Origin of the sequence: Streptomyces sp. E-08, from assembly GCF_049913095.1 — a bacterium.
Classification (GTDB): domain Bacteria; phylum Actinomycetota; class Actinomycetes; order Streptomycetales; family Streptomycetaceae; genus Streptomyces.
This window is the reverse complement of sequence record NZ_CP183971.1, coordinates 7,111,788-7,126,355: the sequence shown is the minus strand read 5'-3', so window position 1 is coordinate 7,126,355 and position 14,568 is coordinate 7,111,788. Positions and strand designations below refer to the sequence as shown.

At 74.3% G+C, this 14,568-nt stretch carries 14 protein-coding genes and 1 tRNA gene; 10 read left to right on the top strand and 5 right to left on the bottom strand.

Going from position 1 to position 14,568, the window contains the following annotated elements; all coding sequences use genetic code 11:
• Nucleotides 1-124 precede the first annotated feature (124 nt).
• Entirely contained in the window at nt 125-964 is an 840-nt protein-coding gene (locus ACN9MM_RS32760) for a hypothetical protein (protein WP_426367332.1), read from the top strand.
• Nucleotides 965-1,172: 208 nt separating this feature from the next.
• Here ACN9MM_RS32760 and ACN9MM_RS32755 read toward each other — a convergent pair whose 3' ends face one another.
• The gene (locus ACN9MM_RS32755; protein WP_426367331.1) at nt 1,173-1,949 is read right to left on the bottom strand and encodes a helix-turn-helix domain-containing protein; all 777 of its coding nucleotides are present in this window, start codon (nt 1,947-1,949) and stop codon (nt 1,173-1,175) included.
• Between ACN9MM_RS32755 and ACN9MM_RS32750 the strand changes: the two genes are divergently transcribed.
• From ACN9MM_RS32750 to ACN9MM_RS32735, 4 genes are read left to right on the top strand one after another with little or no spacing between them, the layout of a single operon-like run.
• Nucleotides 1,939-2,688, top strand: coding sequence for an NAD(P)/FAD-dependent oxidoreductase (locus ACN9MM_RS32750; RefSeq protein WP_426367330.1), 750 nt, complete (start codon nt 1,939-1,941; stop codon nt 2,686-2,688). The genes ACN9MM_RS32755 and ACN9MM_RS32750 overlap by 11 nt on opposite strands.
• A gap of 21 nt (nt 2,689-2,709) precedes the next feature.
• Entirely contained in the window at nt 2,710-3,726 is a 1,017-nt protein-coding gene (locus ACN9MM_RS32745; protein ID WP_426367329.1) for an NAD(P)H-dependent flavin oxidoreductase, read from the top strand.
• Between the two features lie 20 nt (nt 3,727-3,746).
• On the top strand, nt 3,747-5,183 hold the full coding sequence (locus ACN9MM_RS32740) for an amidase (RefSeq protein WP_426367328.1): 1,437 nt from the start codon (nt 3,747-3,749) through the stop codon (nt 5,181-5,183).
• 24 nt (nt 5,184-5,207) lie between these two features.
• Entirely contained in the window at nt 5,208-5,582 is a 375-nt protein-coding gene (locus tag ACN9MM_RS32735; protein WP_426368885.1) for a tyrosine-type recombinase/integrase, read from the top strand.
• Between the two features lie 28 nt (nt 5,583-5,610).
• Here the strand turns inward: ACN9MM_RS32735 and ACN9MM_RS32730 are convergent.
• Both ACN9MM_RS32730 and ACN9MM_RS32725 read right to left on the bottom strand, forming a co-directional pair.
• A tRNA-Pro gene (locus tag ACN9MM_RS32730) sits at nt 5,611-5,687 on the bottom strand.
• Between the two features lie 53 nt (nt 5,688-5,740).
• Entirely contained in the window at nt 5,741-8,425 is a 2,685-nt protein-coding gene (locus ACN9MM_RS32725) for an ATP-binding protein (protein WP_426368884.1), read from the bottom strand.
• 197 nt (nt 8,426-8,622) lie between these two features.
• Between ACN9MM_RS32725 and ACN9MM_RS32720 the strand changes: the two genes are divergently transcribed.
• Entirely contained in the window at nt 8,623-9,189 is a 567-nt protein-coding gene (locus ACN9MM_RS32720) for a DUF309 domain-containing protein (protein WP_426367327.1), read from the top strand.
• On the opposite strand, the gene ACN9MM_RS32715 is transcribed toward ACN9MM_RS32720, so the two are convergent.
• Nucleotides 9,178-9,543, bottom strand: a complete 366-nt coding sequence (locus tag ACN9MM_RS32715; protein ID WP_426367326.1) for a DUF488 domain-containing protein — start codon at nt 9,541-9,543, stop codon at nt 9,178-9,180. The genes ACN9MM_RS32720 and ACN9MM_RS32715 overlap by 12 nt on opposite strands.
• Before the next feature lie 185 nt (nt 9,544-9,728).
• Nucleotides 9,729-10,331, bottom strand: coding sequence for a TetR/AcrR family transcriptional regulator (locus ACN9MM_RS32710; RefSeq protein WP_426367325.1), 603 nt, complete (start codon nt 10,329-10,331; stop codon nt 9,729-9,731).
• Between the two features lie 323 nt (nt 10,332-10,654).
• On the opposite strand from ACN9MM_RS32710, the gene ACN9MM_RS32705 reads away from it, so the two are divergent.
• The 4 genes from ACN9MM_RS32705 (at nt 10,655) to ACN9MM_RS32690 (ending at nt 14,476) form a co-directional block, all read left to right on the top strand.
• Nucleotides 10,655-11,386, top strand: coding sequence for a phosphatase PAP2 family protein (locus ACN9MM_RS32705; protein ID WP_426367324.1), 732 nt, complete (start codon nt 10,655-10,657; stop codon nt 11,384-11,386).
• A complete protein-coding gene (locus tag ACN9MM_RS32700) occupies nt 11,383-12,486 on the top strand; it encodes a DMT family transporter (protein WP_426367323.1) in 1,104 nt (367 codons plus the stop codon). Before ACN9MM_RS32705 ends, ACN9MM_RS32700 begins: the two co-directional genes overlap by 4 nt.
• Before the next feature lie 83 nt (nt 12,487-12,569).
• A complete protein-coding gene (locus ACN9MM_RS32695; RefSeq protein ID WP_426367322.1) occupies nt 12,570-13,580 on the top strand; it encodes an SPFH domain-containing protein in 1,011 nt (336 codons plus the stop codon).
• Nucleotides 13,577-14,476, top strand: coding sequence for a hypothetical protein (locus ACN9MM_RS32690; RefSeq protein WP_426367321.1), 900 nt, complete (start codon nt 13,577-13,579; stop codon nt 14,474-14,476). The genes ACN9MM_RS32695 and ACN9MM_RS32690 overlap by 4 nt, the downstream gene beginning before the upstream one ends.
• Nucleotides 14,477-14,568 lie beyond the last annotated feature (92 nt).

Sequence of the window (14,568 nt, the reverse complement as noted above, 5' to 3'; positions counted from 1 at the left end):
GGACAGGCGCGGACCTTCGGCCGTCCCGTCCCGTGTGCCCTGACCGAATGGGAGAATGCGGCCTCGGCCGGAGCGTGCGGCATCTCGGATCCGGGGCTCCAGTACCGACGAGCGGGGGGTAGCCATGGCATTGGCCATGTGTCCACTGTGCAGCGACGACGAGGACATCGAGGCGGTCCGCCCGCTCGACGGCGGAGGCCGCCTCTTGAAGCACCGGTGCGGCTTCGCATGGGAGCACAGGGAACCACCGGTGGTCCCCCGGAAGGACCCGATCCGCTCCTTCGACGAGCTCAAGTCCCGCTTCCCCAGGGCCGAGGACGTCGATCCCGGGCAGATGGAGCGCGTGACCCGGCTGAAGGAGCGGTACCTCGCCGGCAGGCCGGACCTCGACCCCGCCGTGGCGGACTACTGGGCGAAGTACCAGAGGATCTTCTCCCCGGACGGCCTGTGGACGTGCGACCCCAGGGTGCTCAAGGACTTCGCCAACTCCGAGGTCGGAGCACGCCCCGGCAATCAGGCGACCTTCAACTCCGCGTGGAACGACATGGGCGACGCCGCAGCCGGGGAGGCGACCCGGCAGACGATCGAGTACCTCCTGCGCGGACCCGACGACGTGCCGCTCGAAGACCGACTCGGGCATCTGCTGTCCGGCACCCAGCCGTTCGCCATGACCGGCTTCAAGGAAGCCCTCCTCACGAGGGTCCTCTGCGTGATGCACCCCGACCGCTTCCTCACGATCCTGAAGTACACGACCGACGCCGGCGGCAAGCGTGAGATCGCTCGGCTGGTCTACGGCCTGGAGCTCCCGGCGCCCGAGTCGGTGAACTGGACTCTCGGCCGGCTCATCCTGTGGAGCAACAACCTCCTCCTCGCCCTCGCCGGCGACGGCTTCGCCAACCGACAGCACGCCGCCGCGTTCCTCTGGTGGGCCAAGGACCGGCTCGGAGGACGAGGGGCGGCTTGACCGTTCCGCGCGTCGAGCTCGCCGCGCGGGAGCGCGCGGACGCACCTGTGCCCCCGTTGCCGGCCAGGCACCCCGGCCCGGACTTTCACACACCAACGGCGATGCCCTCAGGCCAACGCCAGGAGCCGTCGCAGGCGCAGTCCTCGTGCCCGCCGGGCTCCGGGTCCGCAAACTCTTCCACTGCTCGATCACGGTGTCCGGTGCCCGATCACGTTGTCCGGGTCGATGGGGGCACGGTGGGTCTGCGATCGGTCACGTCGTTTCGCCGGGCGTATCGAGCGGCTTCCGACCGGTTCGCCATGCCGAGCTTGCGCAACACTGCGGCCACGTGGTGCTCTACGGTGCGCCGCGACAGAAACAGCTCGTCGGCGATCTCGGCATTGCGGAGTCCGTCGGCCAACAGGGTGAGCACCTCCTGCTCACGGGTACTCAGCCCGTCCGGGCCGGCAGCGCGGGTCGGGCGTCTGGGGATGTCGCGCACCCCGAGCCTGCGCAGGCGGCGGGCGGTGATGTCGCGCATCGGCCGTGCTCCCAGGCGGTCGAAGGCCGCCAGCGCCTCGCGCAGCATCCCCTCCTCGGCGGTGTCGGCGAGCGCGAGCGCGGCCTCGTAGGGGCAGCCGATCTCCTGCCAGAGCTCTGCCGACTCGCGCGGGCGGCCCGACAGCTGGAGCCGGTACGGTTCTGCGGCCCGCGCCGGAACGGCGGCCGGTCCGTTCGCGCGCGTGAGCCAATAGGCCAGCTCACCGAGAAGCCACGGCTCGCCCTGTGACACGGCAGCCGCCAGGGCCGGAGTGGCCATCGTGCGCACCTGGTCGAGGTCGCCGGCATACGCCGCGGCCTCCGCCAGGGCGGGCGTGGAGCCGATGATCCAGCCGACGACCGGTTCGGCGGTGACCATGATCGAACCCACCCGAGTCAGCAGGGGGTCGGGATCGGAGTCGCCTCGACGGGCGCGCAGTCGGCCCAACACCACCATGGCGATCATCCTGCGCCCGTGCGCGACGATGAACGGCCCAGGTGACGGCCAGGTCTGGCCGCTGGGCCGGGACGTGGCCGTGTGCATCCGCGTGGACGACGGGCTCACCCAGGTGGGTGTCTTCCCCGCCAAGGACCGGCTGCCCGAGTTCACCGCCGAGCGGCAGGCCGCGTTCGATCGGTTCGTCGGGCACCTACCGGACGGGCCCTCCCTCGCCGGCGCCCGGCGGGTGTCGAACCTCATCGGCACTACCGACTACCCGTGCATACGCCGCGATCCCGCACCGCGGCCCGGGCTGGCCCTGATCGGCGACGCCGCCACCGCCTCGGACCCGGTTCCGGCCGTGGGCTGCGGCTGGGCGTTCCGCAGTGCCGCGTGGCTGGCCGACGCGACCGCCGAGTCCCTGGCCCAGGGCCGGGACCCGCACCGCGCGCTGCGCGGCTACCGCCGGGCACACCGGTTCATCGACGCGTACGACGCTCTGGGCCGACGGGAGGCACTCGCCAGGCCACCCAGCCCACTCCAGCGGGCGGTCCGCGCGGCAGCCGTGTCCGACCCGTGCATCTCCCGTCGACTCGCGGTCTTCGCGACGCGGGCAGCGCCCCCGTCGGTACTGCTGAACCCCACGGTCATGATCCGGGCCGCGGTCGCATCCCGGGCGCCGAAACCGCGGGGCATGCAGCGGACTCGTCCAGCCGATCAGGACCGGGTTCCTTCACGAGGCCGGGGACGGCGGCGTACGGAATGATGGGAAGGAGAAGCATGTGCCATGGCTGCTCGCCGCAGGATTGTCGCGGGCCTGCTGGAGGTCCTGATGCTGACCACTCCCGTATGCCGCCTTCTCGGTATCGATACCCCGATCGTCTGCGCGCCCTTCGGCCCCTGGGACGAGGTCGATCTCGCGGCAGCAGTGTGCCGGGCCGGTGGGCTCGGCAGCCTCGGCACGGCGGTGCGGCCCCTCCCGGAACTGCGGGAGCAGTGGGCCCGGCTGCGAAAGCTGACCGACCGGCCGTTCGCGATCAACCACACCAGTCGCCCCCTCGACGAGGAGGCGTTCCAGGCCACGATCGAGGAGCGGCCGGCCGCGATCTCCTTCCACCTGGCCGTGCCGCCCGACCTGATCGCCCGGGCCCACGACGCCGGCATTCTCTGGATCCAGCAGGTCTCCAGCCGCGGTCAGGCAGACGAGGCTCTCCAAGCCGGGGCCGATGTGATCGTCGCGCAGGGCGGCGAGGCCGGCGGGCAGGGCGGGGACGTCGGCACGATGGTGATGGTCCCCGACGTCGCGGACCTGGCGGGCGAGGTACCCGTACTCGCGGCCGGCGGGATCGCCGACGGCCGCGGCCTGGCCGCGGCCCTGGCGCTGGGCGCGCAGGGGGTGCTGATGGGGACGCGCTTCCTCGCATCCCAGGAGATGAGCGTGTCGCAGGCGTGGAAGAACCGGATCGTCGCGTCGGCCGCCGCGGACACGGTGAAGGTCGTGGGCAGCGAGCGGATCCTGCCGCCCTTCAACCTCCCCGGTAGTGCCGGAGTGCCGCGCTGCCTGCGGACTCCCCTGGTGGACGCCCTGCGTGAAGACCCATACCAGGTGGACCCGGTGGAGACCGTGCCCCGCGTGATGGCGGCGATCCTGGCCGGCGGCGGCGAAGAGTACCTCCCCTTCACCGGCCAGTCGACCGCCCTCGTCCACGAGGTCTTGCCCGCCGACGAGATCGTCCGCCGGACGGTGAAAGAAGCCGAAGCGGCGCTGGCGGCGGCAGCCCGCGCGATCGGTCCCGGGCGGTGACGACCCTCGGTCCCAGGGATGTGGAGGCCCTGACCGCGCTCGACGCCACCGCCCAGGCAGAGTTGGTCCGTAGCGGCGAAGCCACGGCCGAGGACCTCGTCACGGCGGCCGTCACCCGCATCGAAGCCTTGAACCCGCAGCTGAATGCCGTCGTCACACCGGTGTTCGATGAGGCCCTGGAGCAGGTTCGGGCCGGGCTCCCGAACGGCCCGTTCACCGGAGTTCCGTACCTGCTCAAGGACCTCATCGCCGAGCAGGAGGGCGTCCGCTTCTGCGAGGGGTCGGTCTTCCTGCGTGACCACGTCTCACGACACGATCAGGAGCTCGTACGGCGGCTGCGCGCCGCCGGCCTGGTCATCCTCGGCAAGACTGCCACGCCGGAGTTCGGCATGAGCCCGACCTGCGAGTCCACCCTCTACGGGCCGACGCGTAACCCGTGGGACCCCGTCCGGACCACGGGCGGTTCCAGCGGCGGGTCGGCGGCGGCCGTCGCGGCCCGGATGGTGCCCGCGGCGCACGGCAACGACGTCGGCGGCTCGATACGCTTCCCCGCGTCCTGCTGCGGGCTGTTCGGCCTCAAACCCAACCGCGCCCGGGTGCCGCTCGGAGCGGCGTACGGGGACGCCTTCGGGGGCTGGGCCTGCGAGCACGCCCTGACCCGCTCGGTACGGGACTCCGCCGCACTGCTCGACGCCGTCTCAGGCCCGGAACCGGGCGACCCCTACCCGGCCCCGACCTCGCCGGGACCCTTCGCCGACCAGACCCGTCGCGCACCAGGCAGGCTGCGGATCGCGTTCAGCGCACGCCCGGCGGACGGCCACCCCGTGCACCCCGACTGTGTCGCGGCCCTGGACGACGCCGTCCACCTCCTCACCGGACTGGGCCACGACCTCGTCGAGGCGGACCTCCCCGGCCTCACACCGGAGGTCGGCGCCGCCATCGGCACCGTGTACGGCGCCGGCGTGTCCTGGATCATCGCGTACTGGATCCGCGAACTCGGCCGCGAGCCCCGCCGGGACGAGCTCGAACCACTCACCCGGGCCTACTGGGAACACGGCGTGCGCCTCACCGGCGGGAACTACCTGCTGGCCGTCACCACGCTCCAGGGCTTCGCCCGCACCGTCGCCCACTTCCTCACCCGCTTCGACACCTGGCTCACCCCGACTCTCGCCCAACCACCCCTGCGCCTGGGCGAGATGACCTCCACCGAGGACGAACCACTGCGCGCCGCCGACCGGAGTGCTCCCTTCGTCGCCTTCCCCGCCGTCGTCGCCAACATCACCGGCGCCCCCGCCATGTCCGTACCCCTGTACTGGTCCGGCAGCGGCCTGCCCATCGGCGTCCACTTCCTCGGCCGAGTCGGCGACGAGGCAACCCTCCTCCGCCTCGCCGCCCAGCTCGAACACGCCCGCCCCTGGGCCGACCGCCACCCGGACCCCTCCACCACGCCGACGTGACGAGATCCGGCCGCCGGGGGCAGCCTGGAGGGAGGACACGCCACCGCCCTCTGGCACCGATCGATAACAACGCCCTGCGCGAGGGGCGATCCTGACGATCCGTTCACCGGACTGGTCTTCTGCCGGCCCGACGGCCGGCCTCTCGGACCCCACCACGTCCTGGACCGGCTCCACCAGCTGTCCGTAGAAGCCGGCGTCCCGCGGATCAGCGTCCACGACCTGCGGCACCTGGCCGCCACCATCACCATCACCGTCGGCGTCCCGCTCACCGTGGTCTTCAAGACGCTGCGGCACTCCACCCTGTCAGGCCGGCCACGGGACGAGCCGCCCGGCGTGGCTGCGACCACCATGCGACCACCATGGCTCCGGACGCAGGAAAGGCCGTCCTCTCATGGATGAGAGAACGGCCTCCGACCAGCCAAAAGCATGGTCGGGACGACAGGATTTGAACCTGCGACCCCTTGACCCCCAGTCAAGTGCGCTACCAAGCTGCGCCACGTCCCGGTGCTCGTCTCCGCGGTGTTTCTCCCGCGTCGCCGTGCAGGGAAAACATTACCTCACTCCGGAGGGTGGGATGACGCACGGGCTGTCACGCCATGCGGGGTGGGGAGGTCTGCGCCGCAGGTGGCGGCCAGGGCCGTCGCCTCGGCGAGGGTGGCGGCGGAGCCGGTGGCGTGGGCGAGGTCGAGGCGGGCGCGGGCTTCCTCGTAGCGGGACGGCGACGCCGCGAGGTGCGCGACGGCCCGCTCCAGGAGGCTGCGGGCCTCCGTGGGGTCGGCGAAGAGGGCCAGGCAGCGCAGGGCCTCGCCGAGCGCGGTGTGCGTGCCGAGGCGCTCCGCGTGGGTGAGGGCCTCTCGCGCGATCCCCGCCGCCCGGTCGGGGTCGGTGGGTGCGAGGGCGCGCGCGAGGTCGAGCGGCCACGGGGCCCACACGATGTGGTGGCGACCTCGGACGGTCAGGGCCTCGGCGGCCCCCTCCAGGGTGGACACGGCCTCCTCGACGCGGCCTTCGGCGAGCAGCAGCCGGCCGAGGACGCTGGGGCCGTCCGGGAGCACGATCGCGCCCGGCCAGGGCGGGCCGAACGCGTACCGGTCGGCCACGGCCCGCGCCTGTGCCGTACGGCCCCGGGCGACGAGCGTGTCGACGAGGAGGCAGGCGGTGTCCCAGTGGACGGGGAGGCCGTCGCCGACGCGGTCGGCGAGCCGGAGGCCCTCCTCCAGGTGGTGCTGGGCGCGGGGCAGGTTGCCGCGGCGCCGGTGGACCAGTCCCAGGAGGGTGTGGCCGAAGGCGAGGTGGGCCCCGCTCCAGCCGGAGATCTCGAAGGCCCGGACCGCCTCGGTGAAGAGGGCCTCGGCCCGGTCGGGACGGTCGGCGAACGCGTACGCGATGCCGGTGAAGGCCGGGATCTCGAAGCCCCAGACGGGGTCGGTCCAGCCGAGGCCGCGGGCGGGCGCGCCGTCGACGAGGGAGAGGTCGCAGAGCCGGACGACCTCGGTGGCGGGTTCCCCGCGCATCGTCGCGTCGAAGCTGCGGACGGTGATGAGGGCCCGTTCGGAGTTGTCGGCTCCCGTCAGGCCTGCGGTGAGTTCGGCGAGGCGGCGGGAGCGGTCCGGGCCGTCCTCCTCGGACGCCTGGAACCCCTCGTAGATGAAGTGCGCGGCCTGGAGCCGCCGTCGGCCGGTGCCGGGCGGGGTGCGGGCGTACTCGACGGCGGCGGCCCGCGCGGCCTCCTGGAGCTGGTTGTTGTGGGCGAGGGCCTGGACGAGCCGGTAGGTCGCGTCGATGCGCAGCTCGTCGTCGAGGCCGGGCAGGTCGAGCGCGGAGCGCAGGTGGCGGACGGTGGCCGCGGGCGCGGTGAGCAGGGAGGCGCAGCCGAGCTCGTAGAGGACCCTTGCGTACGTGTCGGCGCCGGGCGGTTCCACGAGGGCCCGCTCCAGGCAGCGGCGGGCCGCGTCCGGGGCTCCGACGGCGAGGTGTTCGACGGCGGCGGCCCTCAGCCGGCCCACGACGTCCTGGTCGTCGTCGGGGTGCACTTCGAGGAGGTGGCGGGAGACGGCGGCCGGTCCGTGGCCGGCCTGGGTGAGCGCCCAGGCGGCGCGGCCGTGCAGCGCGGTCCGTACGCCCGGGGGCACGGAGCCGTACACGGCGGTCGCGATGAGCGGGTGCGTGAACTCCAGGGGCGGGACGGGCACGAGGGCGAGTCCGTTCCGGCCGTTCGTCGGCGCGGTCACGATCCTGGCGGCCCGGAGGAGTTCGGTGTACTCGGCGACCTGCTTCGCGCCCAGGCCGGTGAGGGCGGCGAGGAGCTCGGGTGTGCTGTCCGTGCCGAGGACCGCGGTCGCCCAGGCGAGCCGGGTCGGGCCGCTGCCGAGTTCCTCCAGGCGGGCGACGAGGCCGCCGCCCCGGGCTCCGGCGCCGAGGTCGCGGAGGAGTCCCGCGGAGCCGGCGACCGGTTCGAGCATCCGGTCGCGGGCCTTGGCGAGCAGTTCGACCGTCTCGTACGGGTTGCCGGAGGTCACCGTCCACACTTCGCGGCAGAACGGCTCGTCCGCGTGCCCGCCGAGGGCGTCCCGGGCGAGCGCGGCGGTGGCGCCGGACGTGAGGGCGTGCAGGCCCAGGGTGAGCACGGCGCGGTCCGCGAGCGCGGCGAGCGTCGCGGGCCCGCCGGGGCCCTGCGGCTCCCGCACGAACGGGCGGTGGGCGAGGACGACGAGGACCGGCAGCCGGCGGCCGCGCCGGGTCCGGGTGAAGGCGTCGAGCCAGGCCAGGGATTCGGCGTCGGCCCAGTGGACGTCGTCCACGAGCAGCACCGGGGGCCGGTCCCGCAGCCGGTCCGCGAGGCGGTCCAGGAGCCGGGCGAGGCCGAGCAGCACGCCCTGCGGGTCGGCGGGCGCGTCCGAGGAGGGCACGGCGAGGCCGAGTGCGGGCGCCAGGAGGTCGAAGTGGTCGCCGAAGAGCTGCCGCACCTCGTCGGCGGCGAAGCCGTCCAGGGCGGGCTGGAGCAGCTGACGGGTGAGGTGGAAGGGGACGGAGGTGAGGGTCTCGCCGCCCCGGGCGGTGAGCACGGTGCAGCGGTCGCGGGCGGTGCGGTGGATCTCGGCGAGGAGCGCGGTCTTGCCTATGCCCGCCTCGCCCCGGTAGACGAGTATGCCGCCGCGTCCGGGACCGCCCGCCGCCGCCCCGGCGACGAGTTCGTCGACGGCGTGGGCGGCCGCGGCGAGCTCCGGACCGCGTTCGAGCAGGCCGCCGCGCCCCGCGTCGGAGACGCCGGACGCGAACGGCGTTGCGGACGGCGACTGTTCGGGATCCGTCGGCACCGGTGACTCACTCCCCACACGAACTGTTGGCATGACGCGTCCGGCACCACCCGCGCGGACCGGAACAGCGCCGGACCGACGAGCCTAGCGCTCGTGATCGTCCGACGGGCGACAATGGGAGGGTGAACCGGACAACGGGTGACCACGGCGGTGGCGGTGACGGGGCCGGCGGCGGTGTCGAGGGCGCCGGCAGGGGTGCCGACAGGGGTGCCGGCAGGGATCGTGACCAGGAGGGGCGCGCCCGCAGTGCCCGGCCGCGCGACGGTCTCGGCCGTCCTCTGCCCTACGGGGCGGAGGGGGTGCCGCGGCTGCCCGAGGGCGTCGTCCGCGTCCCCGGGGAGACCGTGCGGGAGGCGCAGCGGCTGCTGGACGCCGGGATGCCGTTCCACGCGCACGAGGTCTTCGAGGACGCCTGGAAGTCCGGCCCCGTGGCGGAGCGGGACCTGTGGCAGGGGCTCGCGCAGCTCGCCGTCGGCCTGACGCACGCGGCCCGCGGCAACGCGGCGGGCGGGGCCCGGCTGCTGCGCCGGGGCGCTGACCGCCTCGCGGGCGGGAGCCCCGTCCCCGGTGCGTACGGGATCGATGTCGGCGGACTGGTCGTGTGGGCGCGGGAGTTGGCCGATCGTACGGAGTCCGGGAGCGGGGGCCGCGTGGACGCCGCGGCGGAGGCGCCCCGGCTACTGCCCTAGCGCGCGGACCAGGACGGACGTGTGGCTCACGGAGGGGTCCTTCGCGGCCGTCAGGAGGGTGACGGTGTCCCGGGCGGCGAGGTCCCGGAGCCGGTCGAGCGCCGCGGCGGCCTCCGGGGCGTCGAGTTCGGCCTCGTAGCGGCGGCTGAACTCCTCGTACTCGCCCTCGGTGCCGTGGTACCAGCGGCGGAGTTCGGTGGACGGGGTGAGCGCCTTGGGCCACTCGTCGATGCGTGCGTCCGTCTTCTTGAGGCCGCGCGGCCAGAGGCGGTCGACGAGGACGCGCACCCCGTCGTCGGGTGACGGGTCCTCGTAGACGCGGCGGACGCGGACGGCGGGGGTGCTTGCGGCCATGGCTCCAGGGTGCGGGACGGGGCCGTGTCCCGCCTTCCCCGACGCGCGGCGGAGGGGTGGGTTCGCGTCCTCGCACGTCCTCGCACGTCCTCGCACGTCCTCGCACGTCCTCGCACGTCCTCGCACGTCCTCGCACGTCCTCGCACGTCCTCGCACGTCCTCGCCGGTCCGTGCGGGACGGCGGCTCAGCCCTTGACGCGCAGGGCCGGGAGGAGGACGGCGTCGACGAAGGTGGGCATGGTCGAGGCGTCCGCGAAGCGCTCCTCGAAGATCCGCTCGATGCGGAGCATGCCCATGAAGCAGGGGGCGACGAATCCGATCGCCGGGTTGTCGGCGTCGACCTCGCCACGGTCGACCGCGCGGGCCACGACCGCGTCGATGGCCGCGATCTCGGGGGCGATGACGGTCTCGCGGAGCGCGGCACGCAGGTCGGGGTGCTGCATGTACGCCTGGGCGACGGCTTCCATGAGCTCGGCGTCCCGTTCGCGGTGGGAGGCGGCGATCCGGGCGGCCTCGCGCAGGTCGCCGGCGAGGGTGCCGGTGTCGATGCCGGTGAAGACGGTGCAGCGGCGCTGGGCGAGCGCCGCGGTGACGAGCTGGGGCTTGGTGCCCCACTGCCGGTAGAGGGTCGCCTTGCCGCACTTGGTGCGGGCGGCGACGCCCTCCATGGTCACCGAGTCGTAGCCGCCCTCGCGGAGGAGGCAGAGCACGGCGTCGTACAGCTCCGTCTCGCGCTCCGGCGTGATCTTGCTGCGACGGGCTGCCGCGGTCGCGGCCTGAGTGGACATCGATCCTCCCGGACACCTCTGTCTCTGCACATACGAGAGTAGGGGGTGCACAATCGAGACGCAAACGTATCGAGACGCTTGCGTCTCGATCGAATCGGATCTAGGCTCACTCCGTTTGTTGGCGATTTGACGGATTAGAGGGCCGCACGATGGCTGTCGGGATACGCGGGACACGAGGACCTCGTCCTGCAGGACCGGGGACGCCTCCCACCCCCGGCCCGGCCGGGACCGGAGGAACCGAGGACCCGGACGTCACGTCGGAACCCGAACCCGAACCCCCGTCCGGCTCCCCGTCCGCGTCCGAGTCCGCCAGACCGCCACTCGTGCGCGAGCTCCTGCTCGTCACCGCGCTCTTCCTCGTCTACAAGTTCGGGCGGCTCTTCGCCAACGGCCACGAGGCCCGCGCCTTCCAGAACGCCGACCGCGTCTGGGACGCCGAGCGCGCGATCCACCTGCCGGGCGAGGGAACGATCCAGCAGCTGCTCCTGCACGGCGAACCGCTGATCCGGGCGGCCAACACGTACTACGCGGCCGTGCACTTCCCGGCCACCATCGCCTTCCTGGTCTGGCTGTACTGGCGCCGCCCCACGCACTACCTGTGGTCGCGCCGGGTCCTGGCCCTCACCACCGGCGCCGCGCTCGCGCTGCACCTGCTGATGCCGCTCGCCCCGCCCCGGATGCTCGCCGCCTCCGGACTCGTCGACACGGCCCGCGTCTACGGCCCCTCCGTCTACGGGGCGACGCCGGAGACGGACTCCATGGCGAACCAGTTCGCGGCCATGCCGTCCCTGCACTTCGGCTGGGCCCTGATGGTCGCGATCGGCCTGATCGCCGCCACCCGGTCCCGCTGGCGGGTGCTCTGGCTGCTGCACCCGCTGTTCACCCTGCTCGTCATCGTCGGCACCGCCAACCACTACTGGTTCGACGCGCTCGCCGCCGCCGTCCTCCTCGGCCTCGCGCTGCTCGCCGTCCGCGCGCCCGGCCGGCGGACGGCGCCCCCACCCGTAGCCCGCCCGCTCGGTGCGGCACCCCTCCCGGTCGGAGCCCTGCGATGAACCCCGCCGCCGGCACCGCGCTCGCGGTCCTCCTCTCCCTCGTCTCCGCCGCCGGGTACGCGCTCGCCGCCGTCGCCCAGTCCCGGCTCGCGGCCGCCTCCCCCGCCGCCCCCGACGGGCGCGGCGCGCTGCGCGCCCTGCTCGCGCGCGGTCAGTGGTGGTCGGCGGTCGGCCTCAACGCGGCCGGAGCCCTCGCCCACGTGGCCGCCCTGCACTACGGGCCCCTGACGCTGGTGCAGCCGCTCGGCGCGCTGACGCTCGTGGCGGCGCTGCCGCTGGGCGCGTACTGCGCGCGGCGCCGGGTGACCCGTACCGAGTGGCGCGGAGCCCTCTGGACCCTCGGCGGACTCGTCGGGCTCGTCGCCGTGACCGGGCCCACGGCCCCCGGCGAGGCGCTCAGCCTGCGCGAGTCCCTGATCGTCGCCGCCGCGACGGCGCTCCTCATCGCCGCACTGGCCTCCGGACGGCTGCACGGGCGGGAGCAGCGCGGGACCGGCGGCCCGGCCGGACGCAGCCTCGGGCACGCGACGGCCTCCGGGATCGCCTCGGGCGTCGCCTCGGCGCTCACCCAGACGCTGACCGCCGCGCTCGCGCTCGACCTGCCCGGCGCGGAGCCGTCCTGGTGGCAGACCGCGCTGCTCGCGGTGCTGATATCCGGCTTCGCCTCCGGGGGCCTGCTGCTGTCCCAGGCCGCCTACCGGGGCGGGCTCGCGGCCCCGCTGGCCGTCGTCAACCTCTCCAACCCGGCGGCCGCCGCGGTGATCGGCGTGGCGCTGCTCGGCGAGACCTTCCGGGCGGGCGCCTGGGGCTGGCTCGTCGCGGCGGGCGCGTCGGTGGTCGCGGCACGGGGCGTGGTCCTGCTGACGAAGGGGGGCGCGCCGGAGGTGGCGACGGCACCCGGGGCGGTGGGTTCGGCCCCCGCCGCGGAGGCGCTGCCGATGCCCGCCCCCCGCCTCTCCGACCTCCCGACCCGCTCCGAACTCCCCGACCTCCCGACCCGCTCCGGCCTCCCCGGTCTCCCGGACCTCCCCGGTCTCCGCGACCTTCCCGGCCTCGCGCCGTCGGACGGCGAGCCGGCTCCCGCGCCGGTCGCGGGCTGAGACGGCGCCCGAACCTCATATTCGTCATCTTGACGACAACCAGGAACGCCCCCTATCGTCAAGCTGACGACAAGGGGGTTTCCATGGCTGACATCACGCGACGGGCCGGCTGGCGCCATCTGCGCTCCGCACCCACCGCCCACATCCGCCACCAGCGCCGCGGCAAGCTCGTCCACGACGGCGAAGGGCTGAGCTTCTGGTTCCGGCCGCTCACCGCCGCCCTCTCCGAGGTGCCGGTGAACGACCGCGAGCTCGCGATGGCCTTCCACGCCCGCACCGCGGACTTCCAGGACGTGAGCGTGCAGTCCACGGTCACGTACCGGATCGGCGACCCGGGCGCGGCGGCCACCCGGCTCGACTTCTCCATCGACCCCGACACGGGCGCGTGGCGCGGCACCCCGCTGGAGCAGCTCGCCACCCTCCTCACCGAGACGGCCCAGCAGCACGCCCTCGACGTCCTCGCGCGCACCACGCTCGCCGCCGCCCTCGTCGACGGCGTGGCGGCGGTACGGGACCGCATCGCGGCCGGACTCGCCGACGAGCCGCGGCTTCCGGACACCGGGATCGAGGTCGTCGCGGTCCGGGTGGTCGCGATCCGCCCCGAGCCGGAGGTCGAGCGGGCCCTGCGCACGCCCGCGCGCGAGCAGATCCAGCAGGAGGCCGACCGGGCCACCTACGAGCGCCGCGCGGTCGCCGTCGAACGGGAACGCGCCATCGCCGAGAACGAGCTCGCCAGCAAGATCGAGCTCGCCCGGCAGGAGGAACGGCTCGTCGAACAGCGCGGCACCAACGCCCGCCGCGAGGCCGAGGAGAACGCGGCCGCCGACGCGGTGCGGGCCGAGGCCGAGGCCGTACGGAAGGTCCGGCTGGCCCGGGCCGAGGCGGAGGCGGCACGCGAGGTCGGCGAGGCGCGCGCCGGAGCGCAGTCCGCGTGGCTGCGGGCGCACGCCGAGGCCGACCCGGCGACGCTGCACGCCCTGGCGGTGACCCGGGCGGCGGAGAACCTGCCGCGCATCGAGCACCTCACGCTCTCCCCGGACGTGCTGACCGGTCTGCTGGCCAAGCTGGGCGGCGAGGGCGGGGCGCGGCCGTGAGCCTCGCACCGCGCGCGGTGCTCGTGCACCGGACCACGGAGTACGAGGAGCTGCTCGCCCGGCACGGGACGCACGGGCAGGCCGCGTTCTTCCTCTCCGCGCGCGGCCGCTCCGTCGACGCGGTGCGCGAGCGGCACGAGCGGACCCGGCGGGCGCTCGCCGAGGTGGCGGGCGCGGTTCCGCTGACCTGGCGCCAGACCCGGGTCGAGCGGGCCGATCTGGACCGGTTCCTGTTCGGGCCCGAGGACGTCGTGGTGGTGGTCGGGCAGGACGGCCTCGTCGCCAACGCGGCGAAGTACCTGACGGGACAGCCCGTCCTCGGCATCGACGCCGATCCGGGGCGCAACGCGGGGGTCCTGGTGCGGCACAGGCCGGACCGGGCGCGGCGGCTGCTGCCGTACGCGGCGGGTCCCTCGGCGGCGGTCGACGAGCTGACGATGGTCGAGGCCGTCACCGACGACGCGCAGCGGCTCCTCGCGCTGAACGAGATCTACGTCGGCCCGCCGGGCCACCAGACCGCCCGCTACACCCTGGGGTTCGACGGCACGGACGTCCCGCCCGAGCCGCAGGCCTCCTCGGGCGTCCTGGTCGGCACCGGGACGGGCGCCACGGGCTGGCTCCGCTCCCTGTGGGAACAGCGGTCCAGCGCGCTGACCCTGCCCGCGCCGGCGGACGAACGGCTCGCCTGGTTCGTCCGCGAGGCGTGGCCGTCGCCGGCGACCGGCACGTCCCGCGTCGAGGGCCTCCTCGACGCGGGGCGCGGCTTGCGGCTCACGGTCGAGTCGGACCGCCTGGTCGCCTTCGGCGACGGTGTCGAGTCGGACGCGCTGGAACTGACCTGGGGCCAGACGATCCACCTCGCCGTCGCGCCCTCCCGCCTGCGACTGATCCACTGAACGGGCCGCGTCGTGGGCGACGCCCCGCCGTGGTGGGCAGGCGTTCCGCCGCGGCGGTCGCCCGCACGGCGGTGGGCGACGGGCACTTCCAG

Coding starts and splice junctions, on each gene's coding strand:
- ACN9MM_RS32760 (WP_426367332.1), top strand. CDS start 125: ATGGCATTGGCCATGTGTCCACTGTGCAGCGACGACGAGGACATCGAG.
- ACN9MM_RS32750 (WP_426367330.1), top strand. CDS start 1,939: ATGGCGATCATCCTGCGCCCGTGCGCGACGATGAACGGCCCAGGTGAC.
- ACN9MM_RS32755 (WP_426367331.1), bottom strand. CDS start 1,949: ATGATCGCCATGGTGGTGTTGGGCCGACTGCGCGCCCGTCGAGGCGAC.
- ACN9MM_RS32745 (WP_426367329.1), top strand. CDS start 2,710: ATGGCTGCTCGCCGCAGGATTGTCGCGGGCCTGCTGGAGGTCCTGATG.
- ACN9MM_RS32715 (WP_426367326.1), bottom strand. CDS start 9,543: ATGGCCGCAAGCACCCCCGCCGTCCGCGTCCGCCGCGTCTACGAGGAC.
- ACN9MM_RS32710 (WP_426367325.1), bottom strand. CDS start 10,331: ATGTCCACTCAGGCCGCGACCGCGGCAGCCCGTCGCAGCAAGATCACG.
- ACN9MM_RS32700 (WP_426367323.1), top strand. CDS start 11,383: ATGAACCCCGCCGCCGGCACCGCGCTCGCGGTCCTCCTCTCCCTCGTC.
- ACN9MM_RS32695 (WP_426367322.1), top strand. CDS start 12,570: ATGGCTGACATCACGCGACGGGCCGGCTGGCGCCATCTGCGCTCCGCA.